The sequence below is a fragment of the Frigoribacterium sp. CFBP 13707 genome, from assembly GCF_014842245.1.
GTDB lineage: Bacteria > Actinomycetota > Actinomycetes > Actinomycetales > Microbacteriaceae > Frigoribacterium > Frigoribacterium endophyticum.
The window spans coordinates 683,469-703,080 of record NZ_JACYVL010000001.1 but is presented as its reverse complement, the minus strand read 5'-3'; the positions used below and the strand labels follow the sequence as shown (position 1 = coordinate 703,080).

The following is a 19,612-nucleotide window of genomic DNA, read 5'->3' as shown; positions in this document are numbered from 1 at the left end:
AGTGGACCACGAGCTGATGCCTCGACCAGGTCTTCGGCCACATGGCTGTAGCTTGCGGCTAGAGGGATCCTGTCTAGGGGCGCGCCTGGGTCTGCAAGCTTGGCTATGCGGCAGAGCGCGCCGGTCGAGTAGAGGCCGTTTGTCGAACCGTTCGCTAGGCAGCCGAGTCTCGCCGGCGACGGCTTCGTTCCTGGCGTTCTGCTGGCTCTCCTCCAAGGTGGTCTCCTCGCCGTAGGGCGCGGCACGCCCGAGCTGCCGCATCAGGCAGGCCTCCTCGTGGCTCGCCAGCGCTCGCTGGCCAGGCCGTCGTCGTCAGGCTGCCGATCTGAATACCGCCCAGTTCTTGTGTGGAACATGTCAATACTGGCAGGATGCCGCTGGGAAGCGGACTTTCCGCTGGGGTTCGACTGGGCGTTCGGCGTCACTTGCTGCACGACATCAGTCGTATGCAAGGAGCCCCATTGCCCTTCTTCGCAGTCAATGGTGAGGATCGAAATGAAGAAAATGAAGATGTCGATAGCCGTCGCGGCGCTCGTTGTCGGTGCCGTAGCTCTGCCGGCTGGTGTTGCCGGCGCGGCTGAGCTGGGTGGGTGGGATGAGAACACCGGTTCGTTCTCGACCTCATCCGGCCCTGAGATCGGTGGCAGATCGGCGGCGGTGACCGCGGTGAACCACCGGGGTGCATCTGAAGAGAAGGTCGTCAACGGGTACACGAACAAGCGCGCGAAGGGCTGGACGACGTGGGTAGGCGTGCGCCACTACACGACTGCTCGGATGGAGAGCGGCAGCACGGTTCTCACCAGCTCGGGTCGTCAGTGGGGCACGAGCGGCACGCAGGCCACGTCGCCGTGGTTCGTCGCGAACCACACCTACGGCAAGGGGTCAGCGAAGTCCTACTACGGCCGGTAGGACCTCGGGGCGGGAGGGTTCTGCCCTCCCCCCCCCCTTCTCGCTTCTAGCCATTCGGGAACCTCATGAACCGTCGAGAACCTCTCTTGAGCGTGACGCTCCTAGTACTGTTCAGCGCCCTCGGCGCAGGGATCGGCGTCTACGCCGATGTCCGCAGTGCCGTTGCCTTGGAGGGAGGAAACCTCTACAGCGCCACGGCGGTGAGGCTCGACTCGCTCGATGTCGTCGATCGAGCAGAGCTCGACAGGACACCCCCCACCGGCCGCCTCTTCCAGGAGCTCGACGGTAGCGGCCACCTGCGGGTGGTTCGCACGCTGGGCCGACCTGAACCGTTGCCGATCCACGAAGGAAGACAGTTCCGCGCCACCGACGAGCGTGTTGCTCTCGTCGGCCACCAGGTGGCTACACGCTTGAACAACGGGCGGCGCTACGTCGACTACGAGGGGCAGGCGTTCTTGGTCATCGGCCGTCTCGGTGTCCGTGCCGACAGCGGACTCGCCCATGACGTCTTGCTGCAGGACCGGGACCTCGCCAGCGTCGACGGGCCTGTCATTGTCGACGTAGAGGGCGGCGCGCAGGCGCTGCCAGACATGAGGGTGAGAGCGACGGAACCGGTAGGCGGGCGAACAGATCAACGCACCAATATCGACTACGTCTCACCGATCGTGATCCTGTGCGGGTGGGGACTCACGCTCTTCGGTGCGGGGGCCTCCGGGCTGCTCATCGCGGGCTTCCGCAGGCCGGTCGCAGCCGTTCAGTACCGGCTCGGTTCTCGACGCCTGCGCGTGCTGATGTTGAGCGTTCTCCCTCTCGCCTCGCTCGCTGGGGCTGTGTTCGTGACGGTCTGGGGCCTCGCGCTGGCCTCAGCGGGAGCGTTGCGCTCTGCGACGGAACTCGCGGCCGCAGCGGGCGCACCGCTCGTGCTGAGCACCGTCGTCTCTGCGGGGGCCCTCGCAACATCGCTCTGGGTGAGGGACAGATGAACGCGTCGTCGCTGCTGCGCGGCACCTACGGCCGTCTCGTGGCGAAGGTCTTCGTGCTCGCCTTCCTCGTGACGAGTCTTTACAACGTATTCAGCTTCTCGCGGTCGACCCAGGATGCGGTCAGCCAGAGCTTCGACGACTCCGCCGAAGTCGACATGTACGGCCTGACCGATCGCTTGACTGACCCTGCGCTTTTCGAGCAGTACCGGAAGTCCCTGGCGAACCTTGAGAAGGTCACCACCTTCTATGACTCCCTCGAGCAAGGCGCCCCTGCAGGCGTGCGGCTGCTCTCTGCGTTCGATCAGGCCATGCCGGTCGCGGACTTCGCGGGCGGGCAGGCGTTCGAGCAAGGCTACGGAACCCAGGAGACAGTGCAGGGTCCCTACGAGGATCCGGTCCTGGGCAAGCAGGTCGTGAACGTCAAATCCGTGCAGCTGAGCGAATCCACCTTCGACTTCTACAACCTCGCGGGTCAGAACGACATCGATCTGGACTGGGGTGCTGTCGACTACGACAGCGAAACGATTCCTGTCCTCCTCGGGGCCGACTACGACGGTGTCTACGCCGTCGGCGACCGCCTCACCGTCAACTACTACTTCAAGCCCACCCGCATGCGGGTCGCCGGGTTCCTCCCGCCGAACGCCTCGATGTTCTACCAGGGCGACATCAATCATTTTCTGGACGACCACCTCGTCGTTCCCTACCCGAGAAGCATCACCGGGGCGGCCGAGGCCGATCCGGGGTTCTACGGCATCCTCGCCTTCGCGATGCTGAACGCCAACATCGCCGTCGACCGAGGCCAGCCCGATACGGTGGTCTTCACGACACTGCAGAGCGCAGCGACGTCATCAGGGTTCGACCAATACGCCTTGCTGAGCGTGCCGAGCTACCTGACGCAGTTCGCCTCAGTCCGCGCTCTCGTTCACGACAACTTCGCCCTGGTGCTGACCGTCGAGTGCCTTGTAGCGGCGGCATCTCTCGTGATGAGCGGCATCCTGACGAACAGCGCGACCCGACGCAGAGAACGACGAATTCGCATCGCGTGGGAGCTCGGGCAGAGCCGCAGCGACCTCGGACGAGCAGTGCTGACCATCGTCGCCATCGAGTACGCCAGCCTTGCTGTCGTATTCCTCGCGGTCACGCACCTGCTTCCGAACCAGGATTCGTCCGCACGGACATTCTGCCTGACGCTCATCGCCCTGCTGGGGGCCGCGGATCTGTTGCGTTGCCGTACGCAGCTCCGACACACCATCCGACACCGTCCAAGGAACGAACCATGACCGAACTCCTCGGGCTGCAGTCGCTCACCAAAGCCGTGCGCGAGCCCAACGGCGCCATGCGCCCGATATTCGACAGCCTCACCTTCACCATGGCATCTGACGAGCGTTCGGTGGCACTCCTCGGGCGAAGCGGCAGCGGCAAGACGACGCTGCTGCGAATCATCGCCGGCCTGGATGGTCGATACGACGGACAGTACGTCTTCCAAGGCACGGCGCTGGCGAAGCACCTCGATCCGCTCGCTGACCACCGACGACGGCACATCGGCCTCGTCGCGCAGTCCTACGATCTCCTCGACGACTTCACCGTTGAACGGAACGTCCTCTTCGGCGCCCGCGGACTGGAGCAACCGGAGCGCCGGACGAGGGAGGCCCTCGCGTTGGTAGGGCTGGAGGGCATGGGCAAGAAGCCGGTCACCAAGCTCTCCGGGGGGGAGGCCCAACGTGTCGCGATCGCGCGAGCGATCATCAGGCGTCCCACCCTCATCCTTGCTGACGAGCCCACCGGCGCCCTCGACGAGGACACCGAAGGCGAGATCCTCGATCTCTTCACCCGTCTTCAGGAGAGCGGAACCAGCTTCATCATCGCCACTCACAGTCCTCGCGTAGCGGCAGCCTGCCACCGACGCGTGATGGTGGCAGACCGTCGCCTTCGTGAGCTCGGAGACGACCGTGGACCCGTGCGCGCTGCCCTGCCCATTGCGGGTGGTGGATGAACGACGCGACTGACGACAGCGCGCGACTTCGGCTCACACCGGACACGACGACGCCCGCCCGCCGTAGTTAGGTGGGCGGGCGTCGTAGCGGTGCTGCTGTCTACTCGGTCTCGTCGAGGTCGATGTCCTCGCCCGCGAGGTCGTTGTCGGCGAGGCCCGGCTCGGCCTCGCGCGGCGACCCGCCGGTGGGGCCGTCGTTGCCGTCGCCGAGGCCCGGCCGCACGGTCTCGCCGGCGACCGCGTCGTTCGTGACGATCTGCTGGCTCTCCTCGAACTCGGTCTCTTCGTCGTAGGGCTCGTCGCCCGAGGCGGCGGGCACGTGGGTGTCGCTCATGGTGCGTCCTTCCGGTGGTGGGTCAGGGATGGATGGAACAGCGGTGGGTGGTGAGAGAAGCAGCCGCTCAGCTCAGGCCGAGCTGCTGCATCAGGCCGGCCTCGTCGGTGGCGCCCCAGCGCTCGACGAGCAGGCCGTCGTCGTCGAAGCGGCCGACCTGGATGCCGCGCACGGTGAACGACTTCCCGGTCGCCTCGTGGCCCTGGAACGGCCCGGTGTGCGTGCCCGAGATCGTGAACACGGCGGTCACGTTCTCGTCGTCGGCCACGAGCGTCTCGACCGCGAGGTCGACGTCGGGGAAGGCCGTGAAGAAGTCGCTCCAGAACGCCTTGATGCCCGCGACGCCCGCGGGCGCGCCCGGCGCCGGGTCGTGGTCGACGACGTCGGCGTGGAAGCCCTCGCCGAGGCGGTCGACCTCCCGGGCGGTGAGGATCTCACCGATCAGCTGCTGGGCGGCGAGGTTCTTGTCCTTCGACATGCGTGTCTCCTAGTGGTCCTGGTGCGGTGGTCGGGGGTGGTGCTCGGGTCGCTCCCGGTCTACTCCGCCGGGGTGTCAGACGGCCTTGAGCAGGTCGTGCTCGACGACGGCCTCGACGGCGAGGACCTTGTAGCCCTCGCTCTCGAAGAAGACCGTCAGCCGGTCGTCCTCCGTGCTCATGACCGTGCCCTCGCCCCAGGCGGGGTGCGTGACGCGGGTGTCGGCGTCGAAGAGCGGGGCCGGAGCATCCGACCCGACCCGCGACTCCTCGGCGGCCGGCAGCTCGGGAGCCTCCTCGGCCGCGCGGCAGTCGTCGCAGTTGCCGCAGCGCTCGGGCGCCTCCTCGCCGAAGTAGCCGAGCAGGAAGCGTCGGCGGCAGCCCCGGCCCTCGGCGTAGCTGCGCATCATCGCGATGCGCGACTTCTCGACCCGGTCACGCGCCTCCGCGGTCTCCCTCGCCCGCTCGGCGGCCGTCTCGGCGTCGACGCCGGAGGTCGCGGTGTACCCCTCCTTCTCCTCCCGCACGGTGCCCGCCTCGAGCAGCAGGTCGACCAGGCGCGACACCTGCCGCGGCTTGAGATCGGTCGCCTCGGCGATAGTCGTGCGCCGCACCGGCCCCGAGGAGGCGCGGACCGCCTCGTACACCGACCGCAGCTCGGCACGGGACGGCAGCCCCGACGCGAAGAAGGACCGCAGCCCCAGGTCCTCCGGCCGGTAGTGCAGCGTCGCGTCGGCGGGCTCGCCGTCACGCCCGGCCCGCCCGATCTCCTGGTAGTACTCGTCGAGCGACTCGGGCACGTCGGCGTGCACGACGAAGCGCACGTCGGGCTTGTCGATGCCCATGCCGAAGGCGCTCGTCGCCACGACGACGTCGATCTCGCCGGCGTGGAAGCGCTCGTGCAGGGCACCTCGCTCGGCCGAGCGGAGGCCCGCGTGGTACGCCTCGACGGTGCGGTCGGGGCAGCGCTCGCCGATCTCGTCGGCGTAGCGCTCGCTCTCGGAGCGGGTCGCGACGTAGACGATGCCGGGGGTCACGAGCTCCGCGACCTGCTCGACGACGGCACGGCGCTTCTCGGCGTCGTCCTCGTGGCGCACGACCGAGAGCGACAGGTTGGGGCGGTCGAAGCCGCGGCTGATGACGAGCGGGTCGCGGAGGCGCAGGCGCTCGATCACCTCGTCGCGCACGGGGCCCGAGCCGGTCGCGGTGAGCGCGAGCACCGGCGGGCGGCCCAGGGCCTCGACGACCTCGCCGAGGTGCAGGTAGTCGGGGCGGAAGTCGTGGCCCCACGACGACACGCAGTGCGCCTCGTCGACGACGAAGAGGGCGACGCCCGCGCGCGACAGGCGCTCGACCGTCTCGTCGCGGGCGAGCTGCTCCGGCGCGAGGAAGACGTAGGTGATCTCGCCCGCCTCGATGCGACGCCAGCTCTCGTCGTTCTCTGCGTCGGAGTGCCCGGAGTTGATGTCGGCGGCCGGGGGAGCGTCCGGGTGGCCCACGAGCCCGGCGACCTGGTCGGCCTGCAGCGCGATGAGGGGCGAGACGACGACGGTCGGGCCGTCGAGCAGCGCGCCGGCGACCTGGTAGATCGCGCTCTTGCCCGAGCCCGTGGGCATGATGCCGAACGTGTCGCGGCCCGAGAGCACCGCCGTGATGGCCTCGGCCTGGGCGGGGCGCAGCTCGTCCCACTCGAAGAGGCGGGCGGCGGTCTCCGCGATCGTGGCGGCGTCGGGGGCGGTGTGGGCGGGCTTCTTCGCGGTGCGGCTCATGGCGTTCCTCGTGGTGCGGGCGGCGCCGTGGTGCGCCGGGAGTGACCATGAGATTCCCGGCCCCGGCGACACGCTCAGGCTGCACAGGCGATCGGCAGAGATCCCTCCTCATCCGTACCCCGGCCGGGGAGGGTACCCCCGTCACGGCTCCCGAGGGCGGCTCACAGGCCAGGCGCTAGGCTGGCCGAGGCCTGTTCGTCACGACGTCGAGACACTTCGGCTGAGCCGTGACGAGGCCGGTGCCGCCCTGCGGCACGACCGAGCTAGCACTGGCGCAGCGATGCGGATTGGAAGAACAGCGTGGATCTTTTCGAGTACCAGGCCAGGGACTTGTTCGAGTCCTACGGCGTGCCCGTCCTGCCGGGCATCGTCGCCGACACCCCTGAGGAGGCGCGCGCGGCGGCCGAACAGCTCGGCGGCGTCACCGTGGTCAAGGCCCAGGTCAAGGTCGGCGGTCGCGGCAAGGCCGGCGGCGTCAAGGTCGCGAAGACCCCCGACGAGGCGCAGGCCGCGGCGGAGGCCATCCTCGGGCTCGACATCAAGGGCCACGTCGTCAAGCGCGTGATGGTCGCCGGCGGCGCCCAGATCGCCCAGGAGTTCTACTTCTCGGTGCTGCTCGACCGAGCGAACCGCTCGTACCTGTCGCTCTGCAGCGTCGAGGGCGGCATGGAGATCGAGCAGCTCGCCGTCGAGAAGCCCGAGGCCCTCGCGCGCGTCGAGGTCGACCCGCGCGCCGGCATCGACCTCGCGAAGGCGGAGGAGATCGCCCGCGCCGGCGGCTTCCCCGACGAGCTGGTCGGCAAGGTGGCCCCGGTCATCGTCAAGCTCTACGCGGTCTACGAGGGGGAGGACGCGACGCTCGTCGAGGTCAACCCGCTCGTGCTCACGGAGCAGGGCGACGTCGTCGCCCTCGACGGCAAGGTCTCGCTCGACGAGAACGCCGCCTTCCGCCACCCCGCGCACGCCGAGCTGGAGGACGCCGACGCGGCCGACCCGCTCGAGGCCAAGGCCGCGGCCTCGGGCCTCAACTACGTGAAGCTCGACGGCGAGGTCGGCATCATCGGCAACGGCGCCGGGCTCGTCATGTCGACCCTCGACGTCGTCGCGTACGCCGGTGAGGCGCACGGCGGAGTCAAGCCCGCGAACTTCCTCGACATCGGCGGCGGAGCGAGCGCCGAGGTCATGGCGGCGGGCCTCGACGTGATCCTCGGCGACGAGCAGGTCAAGAGCGTCTTCGTCAACGTCTTCGGCGGCATCACGGCCTGCGACGCGGTCGCCAACGGCATCGTCGCGGCCCTCGGCATCCTCGGCGACTCGGCCACCAAGCCCCTCGTCGTCCGCCTCGACGGCAACGCCGTCGACGAGGGCCGACGCATCCTGGCGGAGGCGGCGCACCCGCTCGTCACCGTCGTCGCGACCATGGACGAGGCGGCCGACAAGGCCGCCGAGCTGGCTTCGAAGTAAAGGACCTCAGAACAATGTCGATCTTCCTCACCCGCGACAGCAAGGTCATCGTCCAGGGCATCACCGGCGGCGAGGGCACCAAGCACACCGCCCTGATGCTCAAGGCCGGCACCCAGGTCGTCGGCGGCGTCAACGCCCGCAAGGCCGGCACGACCGTCACCCACGGCGACGTCGAGCTGCCCGTCTTCGGCACGGTCGTGGAGGCCGTCGAGAAGACGGGCGCGGACGTCTCGATCGTCTTCGTGCCCCCGGCCTTCGCGAAGGACGCCGTCATCGAGGCCATCGAGGCCGAGGTGCCGCTCGTCGTCGTCATCACCGAGGGCATCCCCGTGCAGGACGCCGCGGAGTTCTGGTCGCTCGCCAAGGCGAAGGGCACCACGCGCATCATCGGCCCGAACTGCCCCGGCATCATCACGCCGGGCGAGTCGCTCGTCGGCATCACGCCGGCCAGCATCTCGGGCAGCGGCCCGATCGGCCTCGTCTCGAAGTCGGGCACCCTGACCTACCAGATGATGTTCGAGCTGCGCGACCTGGGCTTCTCGACCGCCATCGGCATCGGCGGCGACCCCGTCATCGGCACGACCCACATCGACGCCCTCGAGGCGTTCGAGGCCGACCCCGACACCAAGGCGATCGTCATGATCGGCGAGATCGGCGGCGACGCGGAGGAGCGCGCGGCCGACTACATCGCGGCCCACGTGACCAAGCCGGTCGTCGGCTACGTCGCCGGCTTCACCGCGCCCGAGGGCAAGACCATGGGCCACGCCGGCGCCATCGTCTCGGGCTCGGCGGGCACCGCACAGGCCAAGAAGGAGGCCCTCGAGGCCGCCGGGGTCAAGGTCGGCAAGACGCCGAGCGAGACCGCGGCCCTGCTGCGCGAGGTCTACGCCGCGCTCTAGGCGCGACGCCCTCGCCGGCCCTCGCCGGCCCCGCCGACCCCGGTCGGCACGACGGGCGTGTGCGGCGTCCGCGGGCGGTCACGACCGCCCAGGGACGTCGCACACGCCCGTTCGTCGTGCCGCGGCCGGGGCGCGGCGCGCCCGCGGGGCGGGTCGGCGGCCCCGCGCGGCCCCGGTACAGTCGAGCCCGATGAACCGCCCAGTCACCGCCGTCTTCGCGGCCCTCGAGGCCCTGCTCGTCGTCGGCATCGGCGTCGGGCTGCCGGTCGTCGTGCTCAGCTCGCTCTGGGCCTTCCAGTACGGCCTGCAGATCGACTGGATCGTCTTCTGGCGCGCCGCCGTCGACGTCTGGCTCGTCGGCCACGGCGTCGACCTCACCCTCCAGCTCAGCCCCGCCACGGCGGCGGCCTCCGGGGTCGCCGGCGCCGACGCGCCCATCTCGGTGACGATCGCCGCCCTGGGCTTCTCCGTGCTGACCGTCCTGCTCGCCGTGCGGGCGGGGCGGGCGATCGCCGAGACGCCGCACCGCGTCATGGGCGTCCTCGTCAGCATCGGGGCCTTCGCGCTGCTCAGCACGGGCCTCGCCGCCAGTGCCCGGCACGAGCTCGCGACGCCGTCGTTCATGCAGGGGATCGTGCTGCCCACGCTCGTCTACGCCGTGCCGCTCGTCGCCATGGCGGAGGTGACGCGGCGTCGCCGTGACGCCGAGCCCGACCCGGTCACGGGCTGGGTCGCCCGCACCGTCGGCCGGCTCCCCGACGCCGTCCGCGTCGTGACGGCCGCCGCCCTGCGCATCGGCGTCGGCAGCGCCGCCGTGCTGCTCGCCGTCTCGGGCCTCGTCGTCGGCCTGCTGCTCGTGACCAGCTACGCCGAGCTCATCACGCTCTACGAGGGCGCCCACGGCGGGTTCCTCGGCGGCCTCGCGCTCACCCTCGGCCAGCTCGCCCTGCTGCCCGACCTCGTCGTCTGGGCGGCCTCCTGGCTCGTCGGCCCGGGCTTCGCGCTGGGCACCGGCTCGGGCGTCTCGCCGCTCGGCACGACCGTGGGGCCGCTGCCCGCCGTGCCCTTCCTCGGCGCCCTGCCGACGGCCGACCTCCCGTTCGGCTTCGTCGGGCTGCTCGTGCCCGTGGTCGCCTCCTTCGTCGTCGCCACGCTGCTGCGCGGCCGAGTGCACGCCGCCCTGCGCCGGGCCGGCGTCGATGACCTGCTGCGCCGCGTCGTGGTCGGCGTCGCCGCGGGCGTCGTCGGGGGCCTCGCGGTCGGACTGCTGGCCTGGGCCGCCTCCGGCTCGGTCGGGCCCGGCCGTCTCGTCGACGTCGGCCCCGACCCGCTGCTCGTCGGGGCCTTCGCGGCGCTCGAGGTCGGGCTGCCCGCGGCGCTGGCGCTGACCGTGTCGATCCGCAAGTTCCTGGGGCACGACGACGACGGGCGCGACGACGACGGGCGCGAGGACGACCGGCGCGAGGACGCGCGGCGCGAGGACGCGAGGCGCGAGGACGCGAGGCGCGACGACGCGCGGCGCGAGGACGCGCGGCGCGAGGACGACCTCCGTGCCGCCGGAGCCGGGCGCGACCGCGACCGCGACCGCGACCGCGACGGGGCGCATGCCGTCGGGCCGGAGATCACCGACGACCACGGTGACGCGGAGGCGACGCCCTCGCGACGCCGGCTCCCTCGGTTGCCGACCCGCGCCTCCCTGCCGTCGCTGCCGAGCCTGCCGAGCCTGCCGTCGATCCCGTCGCGGCGACGCCGTGAGCACGACGACGACGCGACCGGCCCGATCGACGTGGTCGCGACTCCGCCCGAGCCCGCCGGCACCGGCACCGCCACCGGAAGCGGCCGTGGCGCCCGTGACGACGACGGCGACGTCACCGAGCAGATCGACGGCCTGACCCGCTGACCGGGGCCCCGTCGGGCCACCGCTAGGCTTGCCGGGTGCTGAAGCTCGTGGTGCTCATCTCCGGTGGCGGCTCGAACCTGCGTGCCCTGCTCGAGGCCGCGCAGCACGCCGACTACCCCGCGCGGGTCGTCGCCGTCGGGGCCGACCGCGACGCCGACGGGCTCGAGCACGCGGAGGCGTTCGGCATCCCGACCTTCACCGTGCCGTTCACGGCGTTCCCCGACCGCGCGAGCTGGGGCGACGAGCTGCTCGCGCAGCTGACCGGCTGGGGCGCCGACCTCGTCGTGCTCAGCGGCTTCATGCGCCTGCTGCCGCCGCGGGTGGTCGAGGCGCTCAGCCCGCACCTCATCAACACGCACCCCGCCTACCTGCCCGAGTTCCCCGGTGCCCACGGCGTCCGCGACGCGATCGCGGCGGGGGTCGAGCAGACCGGCGCCAGCGTCATCGTCGTCGACGCCGGCGTCGACAGCGGGCCGATCCTCGCGCAGCGCCGCATCCCGGTGCTGCCGGGCGACGACGAGTCGTCGCTGCACGACCGCATCAAGATCGTCGAGCGCGAGCTGCTCGTCCGCACGGTGCACGACATCGCCACGAAGACCATCGACCTCGAACAGGAGCCCACCGCATGAGCGGTCACGCTATCGACCCCGCCCTCTACCGCGACCGCGACGCCGTGCCGGTGCGCCGGGCGCTGATCAGCGTCAGCGACAAGACGGGCCTGCTCGACCTCGCCGAGGCGCTCTCCGCCGCCGGGGTCGAGATCGTCTCGACCGGCTCCACCGCCTCCACGATCCGCGACGCGGGCTTCTCCGTCACCGACGTCAGCGCCGTGACCGGGTTCCCCGAGTCGCTCGACGGTCGCGTCAAGACGCTGCACCCGGGCATCCACGCCGGGGTGCTCGCCGACCTCCGCCTCGAGTCGCACGAGCAGCAGCTCGCCGACCTCGGCATCGCCGCGTTCGAGCTCGTCGTCGTCAACCTGTACCCGTTCGTCGAGACCGTCGCCTCGGGCGCCGCCGCCCCGACGGTGGTCGAGAACATCGACATCGGCGGCCCCGCCCTGGTGCGCGCCGCCGCGAAGAACCACGCCAACGTCGCGATCGCCGTCTCGCCCGCCAGCTACGCGCAGATCGTGAAGTCGCTCACGCTCGGCGGCACGACCCTCGCGCAGCGTCAGCGCCTCGCCGGCGAGGCCTTCGCGCACACCGCCGCCTACGACACGGCCGTCGCGGCCTGGTTCGCCGACAACGTCGGAGTCCGCGCCGAGCACGACGCCGCAGACACCGAAGCGGGCACCGAGGCAGGCGCCGAGGAGTCGCGGGTCGGCTTCCCGGAGCACGTCGCCCTCGAGGGCGACCGCCTCGCCACCCTGCGCTACGGCGAGAACTCGCACCAGGCGGCGGCCCTCTACGCCTCGCCCGCGGGCACGGGCATCGCGCAGGCCGAGCAGCTGCACGGCAAGGAGATGTCGTACAACAACTACGTCGACGCCGACGCGGCCCTCCGCGCCGCGTACGACTTCGCCGAGCCGGCCGTCGCGATCATCAAGCACGCCAACCCCTGCGGCATCGCCGTCGCCTCGCCCGACGCCGCCGACGCGATCGCCGACGCGCACCGCCGCGCCCACGCCTGCGACCCGGTGTCGGCCTACGGCGGCGTCATCGCCGCGAACCGCCCGGTCACGCGCGCCATGGCGGAGGTCGTGAAGGACATCTTCACCGAGGTCGTCATCGCGCCGGCCTTCGAGCCCGAGGCGCTCGAGGTCCTCACCACGAAGAAGAACATCCGCCTGCTGGTGCTGCCCGAGGGCTTCGCCCGCCCGACGCAGGAGGTGCGCCAGGTCTCCGGCGGCCTGCTCGTGCAGGAGGTCGACTCGTTCGACGCCTTCTCGTCCGAGGGCTGGACGCTGGTCGCCGGGCCGGAGGCCGACGCCGCCACCCGCGCCGACCTCGAGTTCGCCTGGCGGGCCTGCCGCTCCGTGAAGTCGAACGCGATCCTGCTGGCCGACGGAGGCGCCTCCGTCGGGGTCGGCATGGGCCAGGTCAACCGGGTCGACTCGTGCCACCTCGCGGTGACCCGGGCGGGGGAGCGGGCCACCGGCTCGGTCGCCGCCTCCGACGCGTTCTTCCCGTTCGCCGACGGCCTGCAGGTGCTGCTCGAGGCCGGCGTGCGCGCCGTCGTGCAGCCCGGCGGCTCCATCCGCGACGAGGAGGTCGTGGCCGCGGCGACGGCCGCGGGCGTGACGATGTACTTCACGGGGGAGCGCCACTTCTTCCACTGACGCCGCCCGCGTCGCTCTCCGGCCGCCCCGTCACGACCCGTCGTGGCGGGGCGGCCGTCGTCCGGCGTCCGGCTCGTTCGTCCGAACCACCTGGTCTTGCGGGGTGCGCAACGGATCACATAGTCTGTGAGGCTGCCCGCAGCCGACGACCGTCGCCTCCGTCCCTCCTCCACTGCGCCGACCGGCACCTCCGGCGGCCGCCCGCCCCGCTCCTCCCCAGGAGCCCCGGCGGCCCTCCGCTCCACGCTCCGCGACGCCGCGCCCCGGCGTCGCGCTCCGATCACGACACTTGGACCACCCATGTCACGCCAGCCCTCCGCCCCCGCGCGCTCCGAGCCGGGTCGCCCGTCGACCGTCCGGTCGCTCGCGCGCCTCCGCCCCTACGTCGCGCCCGCCCTGCCGCGCATCGTGCTCGGCATGGTCGCCGCGCTGCTGGCCGCCGTCGTCGCCCTGGTCATCCCCGCCGTGCTGCAGCTGCTCGTCGACGGCCCGCTCTCGAGCGGCGACACCGCGCAGGTGTGGCCGGCCTTCGCCGTCGTGCTGGTGCTCGGCGTCGTCGAGGCGGGCATGATCGCCGCTCGCCGCCGGCTCGTGCTCACCCCGAGCACCCACGTCGAGGCCACCATGCGCAACGCGCTGTACGCCAAGCTGCAAGACCTGCCGGTGGCGTTCCACGACCGCTGGCAGAGCGGGCAGCTGCTCAGCCGGTCGGTCAGCGACCTGTCGCTCATCCGTCGCTGGCTGGCCTTCGGCGTCGTGCTGCTCGTCGTCAACCTCCTGACGATCGTCGTCGGCTTCGTCGTGCTCTTCTTCTACAGCTGGGTGCTCGCGCTGATCTTCGTCGTCGCATCGATCCCGGTCTTCGTCGTCAGCCTCGCGTTCGAGAACCGCTACTCGGTCGTGGCCCGCCGCAGCCAGGACCAGGTCGGCGACCTCGCCACGAGCGTAGAGGAGAGCGTGCACGGCATCCGCGTGCTCAAGGCGTTCGGGCGGGGGAAGCACTCGCTGCGCGAGTTCGCGAAGCGCGCCGACGACCTGCGCGGCACCGAGATCGAGAAGGCGAAGGCCATCTCGCAGCTCTGGCTGTGGCTGCTGCTCGTGCCCGACGTCGCCTTCGCGCTCTGCCTGCTCGGCGGCATCTGGCTCGCCGCGGACGGCCAGCTGACGGTCGGCCAGCTCTTCGCGTTCTTCGCCACGGCGACCGTGCTGCGCTGGCCGGTGGAGTCGATCGGGTTCCTGCTGTCGATGACCTTCGACACCCGGACCGCGGTCGACCGCTTCTTCGAGGTGATGGACAGCGTCAACACGGTCACCGACCCCGAGCACCCCGAGACGATCGCCGAGCCGCTGGGCTGGCTCGAGTTCGAGGCCGCGCACTTCCGCTACCAGGACAGCCCGGCGCAGTTCGACGACCTCGTCAACGGCGTCGACCTCGTCGTCGAGCCCGGCGAGACGATGGCCCTGGTCGGCCTGACCGGCTCGGGCAAGACCACCCTGCTCGCCCTCGTTCCGCGCCTCTACGACGTCACCGGCGGCCGCGTGCTGCTCGACGGGGTCGACGTGCGCGACCTCACCCGGGCCGAGCTGCGCCGCCACATCGGCATGGCCTTCGAGGACGCGACGCTGTTCAGCGCCTCGGTGCGCGAGAACGTGCTGCTCGGCCGCCCCGACCTGGTCGACGACCCCGTCGAGTCCGAGCGGGTGCTGCGCGAGGCGCTCGACATCGCGCAGGCGCAGTTCGTCGACGAGCTGCCGGAGGGAGTCGACACGCGCGTCGGCGAGGAGGGGCTCAGCCTCTCGGGCGGCCAGCGGCAGCGGCTCGCCCTCGCGCGCGCGATCGCGGCACGGCCCGCGGTGCTCGTGCTCGACGACCCGCTGTCGGCGCTCGACGTCGACACCGAGGCCCGGGTCGAGGCGGGGCTCCGGCGCGTGCTCGCGTCGACCACGTCGCTGATCGTCGCCCACCGCCCGTCGACCGTCACCCTCGCCGACCGCGTCGCGCTGCTCGAGAACGGCGTCGTCACCGCGGTCGGCACCCACTCCGACCTGCTCGCCACGAACGAGCACTACCGCTACGTCATCTCGTCGCTCGACGACGGCGACGTCCCCAGCCGAGAAGAGGTGCTCGCGTGAGCGACCAGGCACTCCCGGGCGACCGCCCCGACGCCCCCGCCGAGCACGCCAAGCTCGACGGCCGCACGCCCGCGCAGAAGCGGATCGGGCAGGGCTCCTCGACCGAGGGGGTCCGCGGCGAGGAGAGGGACGACTTCACCGCGGCGGAGAGCAAGCGGCTCCGGGGGCGCTCGCTGCGCCTCCTCGGGTCGCTGGTGCGGCCGCTCCGCTGGCGCCTCGTCGTCATGGCGCTCGTCGTCGTGGTCAGCACGGCGTGCCAGGTGGCCGGGCCGGCGCTGATCGCGGCCGGCATCGACCGCGCGCTGCCCGCGCTGATGAGCGAGCAGGACTGGGCGCCGGCGCTGCTCGTCGTCGGCGTCTACCTCGCCACCGGCGTCGTCGGCGCGGTGCTGATGGCGCAGTACACCGTGCTCTCGGCGCGCATCAGCCAGGCGATCCTCTTCGACCTGCGCAAGCGGCTCTTCCTCCACACCCAGCGGCTCAGCCTGGAGTTCCACGAGACGTACACGTCGGGCCGCATCATCTCGCGGCAGACCAGCGACCTCGACTCCATCCGCGAGCTGCTCGACTCGGGCATCAACCAGCTCGTGCAGGGCCTGCTCTACATGGTCTTCACCGCGATCGCGCTCGTCAGCCTCGACGCCCCGAGCGGGCTCGTGCTCGCCGTCGCGCTCGTGCCGCTGGTCGCGCTGACGCGGTGGTTCCAGGTGCGCTCGCAGCGCCTCTTCCGCGCGACGCGCGTCACGAGCGCCCGGGTGATCGTGCACTTCGTCGAGACGATGACCGGCATGCGGGCCGTGCAGGCCTTCCGCAAGGAGGCGCGCAACGAGGTCGAGTACGCCGGCGAGGTCGAGGGCAACCGCGGCGCCAACTCGAAGGTGTTCACGCTCTTCGGCACCTTCGACCCCGGTCTCGTGCTGATCGGCAACGCGACCCTCGCGGCCGTGGTGCTGTTCGGCGGCTTCCGCGTGATCGGCGGCACGCTCGAGATCGGCGCGCTGCTCGCCGTGGCCCTCTACGCCAAGCGCTTCTTCGACCCGGCGGAGGAGATGGCGATGTTCTACAACAGCTACCAGTCGGCCTCCGCCGCGCTCGAGAAGATCTCCGGCGTGCTCGAGGAGCAGCCGAGCGTGCCCGACCCCGTGCGCCCGGTCGACCTGCGGCACGCGAGGGGCGCGGTCGACTTCGACGACGTCGAGTTCGCCTACTCGGCCGACGCCGTCGTGCTGCCGCAGTTCGACCTGCACGTGCCCGCGGGCCAGACCATCGCGCTCGTCGGCTCGACCGGTGCGGGCAAGTCGACGCTCGCGAAGCTGATGTCGCGGTTCTACGACCCCACCCGCGGCACGGTGACCCTCGACGACGTCGACCTGCGCGACCTGCACCCGAAGGACCTCCGCCGGGCCATCGTCATGGTGACGCAGGAGGCGTATCTCTTCTCGGGCAGCGTCGCCGACAACATCGCTCTCGGCAAGCCCGACGCGACGCGCCAGGAGATCGAGCGGGCCGCCCGGGCCGTGGGCGCCCACGAGTTCGTCATGGCGCTGCCCGACGGCTACGACACCGACGTCGCGAAGCGCGGCGGGCGGGTGTCGGCCGGCCAGCGGCAGCTGCTCTCGTTCGCGCGGGCGTTCATCGCCGACCCGGCGGTGCTCATCCTCGACGAGGCGACCGCGTCGCTCGACATCCCCTCCGAGCGGATGGTGCAGGAGGCGCTGCAGACGCTGCTCGCCGACCGAACCGCGGTGATCATCGCGCACCGACTGTCGACGGTCGCGATCGCCGACCGGGTGCTCGTCATGGAGCACGGCCGCGTCGTCGAGGACGGCACGCCCGCCGACCTCATCGCCGGCACGGGCCGCTTCGCCCAGCTGCACGCCGCCTGGCGCGACTCGCTGGTCTGAGCCGGTCGCGCCGGCGATCCCCTCGCGCCGGGCCAGGCCCGCACCCCTTCCGAATTTGAGAGTGATCCGACCGCTGGGCCCCCAGAGCCAGGCTCTGCCGGGTCCCGGCGACCGGATCACTCTCCGTTTCACCGACGAGGCACACGGGCACACGGGCACACGGGCACACGGGCACACGGGCACGCGGGGCGCGGCCGTGGCCGCCCGGAGGGGCGGTCAGCCCTCGGGCCACCAGGAGGCGCGGGTCAGGTCGACCCGGAAGGTGCCCGTCCGCGCCCAGCGCAGCGGTGTGCCCTCCACCCGGTACTGCTCCAGGGCGCGCTGCTCGTGCCCCTGCGGCGCCAGCCCCGAGGCGCGCACGACCCGCCACCACGGCAGCTCCGACCCCGCGTGGGCCATGACCTGGCCGACCCCGCGGGAGGAGCGCGACCCGACGGCCGCGGCGACGCCGCCGTACGTCATCGCGTGGCCCGGCGGGATCGCCTCGACCACGCTGACCACCCGCGAGGCGAAGTCGTCGCCGGCCGACGGCGCGCCCGTCAGATCGCCGACGGGCGCACCTGCCCACGGCTCACCGCCCGACGGCACCCCGCCCGACGGCGCCCCGCCCGACGGCGCCCCGCTCGACTGGGCCCCGCCCGACGCCGCCGCCGCCGCCGCGGTCACTCCGCGTGGGGCGAGGGGGCGATCGTCAGCGCGGCGACGTGCTCGCCGTAGGGGGTCTCGCCGACGACCTCGAAGCCGATGTGCCGGAAGAACTCCTCCGGGCCGTCGTCGCCGGGCTCGTAGACCACCGTGAGGCGGTCGAAGCCCCGGAGCCGGGCCTCGTCGGCGAGGGCGTGCACGGCGAACCGGCCGATGCCCTGGCCCTGCTGGTCGGCGGCGACGTTCATGCGCCAGATGCAGCTGCGGAGGGTGTCGTCGTCGCTCTCGGCGTCGAAGTTGCCCATGATGAAGCCGACCACCTCGTCGTCGTCGACCACGACGCGCGGCCAGGCCGTCGTCGGGTTGACGTAGGCCTCGGCGATCGAGTGCGAGACGGGGGCGACGTACTGTTCCTGACCGGGCTTGAGCGTCAGGTTGTTGGCCGCCACGACGGTGGAGGCGGACAGTTCTTCGAGGCGCAGGCCGGTCATGGGCCCAGGCTAGTGGCGGTCCCGGCGGCGCACCAGCCGTGGGGGAGGGGGTTGCCCTGGCAGCATGGGAGCGTGCCTGCCGTGACCGAGCCCGTCCCCACCGTCCCCCTCGAGCGCGGAGACGCCGCCGCCTGCGTCGAGGTCTGGCTCGCGGCGCTGCGCGAGCGTGACGGGGCGGAGCCGGCGCGGGGCACCGCGGAGCGGGCGGCGGCCAAGTTCGCCGCGCCGTGGGTCGCCGGCCGCGGGGTGCACGACCTGACCGCCCCGGGCGCGGGGGCGGCGGGCTCGCCGGCGGCGCCACTCCTCGGCTTCGCCCTGGTCACCGCGCCCGGCTCGGGCTACCCGACCGACCCGCCCGACGCGGCGTACCTGTCGATGCTCGGCGTCGCTCCGGGCCACGCGCGCCGCGGCCTCGGCGGCGCGCTGCTCGACGCGGTCGCGGCCGACGCCCGCGCGGCCGGGCACGCCCGCCTCTCGCTGCACGTCATGCCGAGCAACGCTCCGGCGGTGCGGCTCTACGAGGCCCACGGCTGGCGGCCCCACGGCGAGCTGCACGAGCACCCGCTGCTCGGGCTGCCGGTGCGGACGTACCTGCTCGAGGGCTGACCCGGCGCACCGGCCCGCTGGCCCCCGCCCGCCCCGCCGCCCCGCCTACCCGCCGCCCGTCGGCGACCGTGCAGCGGCCTCTCGGCCCGCTCCTGGCCCGACGGTGTTCGCTGTGGCGACACGAGCGAGACGCGCGGGCCCGACCGCCGTCGACGAGGAGGCACCATGAAGGTCTTGCTGCTGGGCGCCACCGGCGGAGTGGGGTCGCACGTGCTGCGCCTCGCGCTGTCGGCCGGCCACGAGGTCACGGTGCTGGTGCGCGACGCGTCGCAGCTCGACGTCGACGACGGCGTGCGCGTGGTGGTCGGCGACGCGACGTCGGCCTCCGACGTGGCCGCCGCGGTCACCGGGCAGGAGGCGGTGGTCAACGCCGTGGGATCGCGCCAGGTGCGGCACCCGGTCGAGGTCGAGGTGGGGCGGGCGCTGCTGCCCGCGATGACCGCGGCGGGGGTCCGGCGCCTGGTCGTCTGCTCGGCCTTCGGCGTCGGCGACTCCGAGCGCGACGCCAACGCCTTCCAGAAGATGTTCTTCCACACCGTGCTCGGCAAGGTCTACGAGGCCAAGGAGGTCGCCGACGCCGAGGTGCGTGCCAGCGACCTCGACTGGACGCTCGTCTACCCGACGCGCCTGCTCGACGGCCCGGCCACCGGCGAGGTCGCGGTGGGGGAGCGTCTGCCCGAGGGGGCGTCGGGCTCGATCAGCCGCGGCGACGTCGCCCGCTTCATGCTCGCCCAGCTCGGCGACGACGCCTGGGTGCGCCGGACGGCCGTGGTCACCGGCGCCTAGCGGGCGGCCCTGGCCGGCCCCGCGGCCGGCCCGGGGACG

General features: G+C 72.1%; 18 protein-coding genes. 13 read left to right on the top strand and 5 right to left on the bottom strand.

Annotated features, from left to right (window positions below; translation table 11 throughout):
- Positions 1 to 495: 495 nt before the first annotated feature.
- From IFT45_RS03140 to IFT45_RS03125, 4 genes are all read left to right on the top strand, one after another.
- Positions 496 to 909, top strand: a complete 414-nt coding sequence (locus IFT45_RS03140) for a hypothetical protein (protein WP_185233814.1) — start codon at positions 496 to 498, stop codon at positions 907 to 909.
- An 86-nt stretch (positions 910 to 995) separates the two neighbouring features.
- Positions 996 to 1,892: a hypothetical protein gene (locus IFT45_RS03135; RefSeq protein ID WP_192046323.1), complete on the top strand. Its 897-nt coding sequence runs from the start codon at positions 996 to 998 to the stop codon at positions 1,890 to 1,892.
- Positions 1,889 to 3,172: a hypothetical protein gene (locus IFT45_RS03130; protein WP_192126626.1), complete on the top strand. Its 1,284-nt coding sequence runs from the start codon at positions 1,889 to 1,891 to the stop codon at positions 3,170 to 3,172. The genes IFT45_RS03135 and IFT45_RS03130 overlap by 4 nt, the downstream gene beginning before the upstream one ends.
- Positions 3,169 to 3,885: an ABC transporter ATP-binding protein gene (locus tag IFT45_RS03125; RefSeq protein ID WP_185233808.1), complete on the top strand. Its 717-nt coding sequence runs from the start codon at positions 3,169 to 3,171 to the stop codon at positions 3,883 to 3,885. The genes IFT45_RS03130 and IFT45_RS03125 overlap by 4 nt, the downstream gene beginning before the upstream one ends.
- A gap of 100 nt (positions 3,886 to 3,985) precedes the next feature.
- Here the strand turns inward: IFT45_RS03125 and IFT45_RS03120 are convergent, their stop codons facing one another.
- From IFT45_RS03120 to IFT45_RS03110, 3 genes are all read right to left on the bottom strand, one after another.
- The gene (locus IFT45_RS03120; RefSeq protein ID WP_192126624.1) at positions 3,986 to 4,219 is read right to left on the bottom strand and encodes a hypothetical protein; all 234 of its coding nucleotides are present in this window, start codon (positions 4,217 to 4,219) and stop codon (positions 3,986 to 3,988) included.
- A 67-nt stretch (positions 4,220 to 4,286) separates the two neighbouring features.
- Positions 4,287 to 4,697, bottom strand: coding sequence for an ester cyclase (locus IFT45_RS03115; RefSeq protein ID WP_056057216.1), 411 nt, complete (start codon positions 4,695 to 4,697; stop codon positions 4,287 to 4,289).
- A 75-nt stretch (positions 4,698 to 4,772) separates the two neighbouring features.
- Entirely contained in the window at positions 4,773 to 6,464 is a 1,692-nt protein-coding gene (locus IFT45_RS03110; RefSeq protein WP_192126622.1) for a RecQ family ATP-dependent DNA helicase, read from the bottom strand.
- Between the two features lie 300 nt (positions 6,465 to 6,764).
- Here IFT45_RS03110 and sucC point away from each other — a divergent pair, with 300 nt between their 5' ends.
- The 7 genes from sucC to IFT45_RS03075 all read left to right on the top strand — a co-directional run bounded on the left by sucC (position 6,765) and on the right by IFT45_RS03075 (position 17,045).
- Positions 6,765 to 7,928 (top strand): ADP-forming succinate--CoA ligase subunit beta, encoded by a 1,164-nt coding sequence (gene sucC / locus IFT45_RS03105; RefSeq protein WP_185233800.1) that lies wholly within the window; start codon positions 6,765 to 6,767, stop codon positions 7,926 to 7,928.
- Positions 7,929 to 7,942: 14 nt separating this feature from the next.
- Positions 7,943 to 8,827, top strand: a complete 885-nt coding sequence (gene sucD / locus IFT45_RS03100; RefSeq protein ID WP_056057209.1) for a succinate--CoA ligase subunit alpha — start codon at positions 7,943 to 7,945, stop codon at positions 8,825 to 8,827.
- Between the two features lie 190 nt (positions 8,828 to 9,017).
- Complete coding sequence (locus tag IFT45_RS03095) at positions 9,018 to 10,727, top strand: DUF6350 family protein (protein ID WP_192126620.1); 1,710 nt, start codon at positions 9,018 to 9,020, stop codon at positions 10,725 to 10,727.
- Between the two features lie 35 nt (positions 10,728 to 10,762).
- Positions 10,763 to 11,356: a phosphoribosylglycinamide formyltransferase gene (purN, locus tag IFT45_RS03090; RefSeq protein ID WP_056057207.1), complete on the top strand. Its 594-nt coding sequence runs from the start codon at positions 10,763 to 10,765 to the stop codon at positions 11,354 to 11,356.
- A complete protein-coding gene (purH, locus tag IFT45_RS03085; protein WP_192126618.1) occupies positions 11,353 to 13,008 on the top strand; it encodes a bifunctional phosphoribosylaminoimidazolecarboxamide formyltransferase/IMP cyclohydrolase in 1,656 nt (551 codons plus the stop codon). The genes purN and purH overlap by 4 nt, the downstream gene beginning before the upstream one ends.
- A 300-nt stretch (positions 13,009 to 13,308) precedes the next feature.
- The gene (locus IFT45_RS03080) at positions 13,309 to 15,141 is read left to right on the top strand and encodes an ABC transporter ATP-binding protein (protein ID WP_192126616.1); all 1,833 of its coding nucleotides are present in this window, start codon (positions 13,309 to 13,311) and stop codon (positions 15,139 to 15,141) included.
- An 83-nt stretch (positions 15,142 to 15,224) separates the two neighbouring features.
- Positions 15,225 to 17,045: an ABC transporter transmembrane domain-containing protein gene (locus tag IFT45_RS03075; protein WP_192126789.1), complete on the top strand. Its 1,821-nt coding sequence runs from the start codon at positions 15,225 to 15,227 to the stop codon at positions 17,043 to 17,045.
- A 216-nt stretch (positions 17,046 to 17,261) separates the two neighbouring features.
- On the opposite strand, the gene IFT45_RS03070 is transcribed toward IFT45_RS03075, so the two are convergent.
- Both IFT45_RS03070 and IFT45_RS03065 read right to left on the bottom strand, forming a co-directional pair.
- The gene (locus IFT45_RS03070; RefSeq protein WP_371810862.1) at positions 17,262 to 17,711 is read right to left on the bottom strand and encodes an MGMT family protein; all 450 of its coding nucleotides are present in this window, start codon (positions 17,709 to 17,711) and stop codon (positions 17,262 to 17,264) included.
- Positions 17,708 to 18,181 carry an N-acetyltransferase gene (locus IFT45_RS03065; protein WP_056057201.1) on the bottom strand — a complete coding sequence of 158 codons (474 nt, stop codon included), beginning with the start codon at positions 18,179 to 18,181 and terminating at the stop codon, positions 17,708 to 17,710. Before IFT45_RS03065 ends, IFT45_RS03070 begins: the two co-directional genes overlap by 4 nt.
- A gap of 81 nt (positions 18,182 to 18,262) precedes the next feature.
- Between IFT45_RS03065 and IFT45_RS03060 the strand changes: the two genes are divergently transcribed.
- Both IFT45_RS03060 and IFT45_RS03055 read left to right on the top strand, forming a co-directional pair.
- Positions 18,263 to 18,787, top strand: coding sequence for a GNAT family N-acetyltransferase (locus tag IFT45_RS03060; RefSeq protein WP_192126614.1), 525 nt, complete (start codon positions 18,263 to 18,265; stop codon positions 18,785 to 18,787).
- A 165-nt stretch (positions 18,788 to 18,952) separates the two neighbouring features.
- On the top strand, positions 18,953 to 19,573 hold the full coding sequence (locus tag IFT45_RS03055; protein WP_056057198.1) for an NAD(P)-dependent oxidoreductase: 621 nt from the start codon (positions 18,953 to 18,955) through the stop codon (positions 19,571 to 19,573).
- Positions 19,574 to 19,612: the final 39 nt, after the last annotated feature.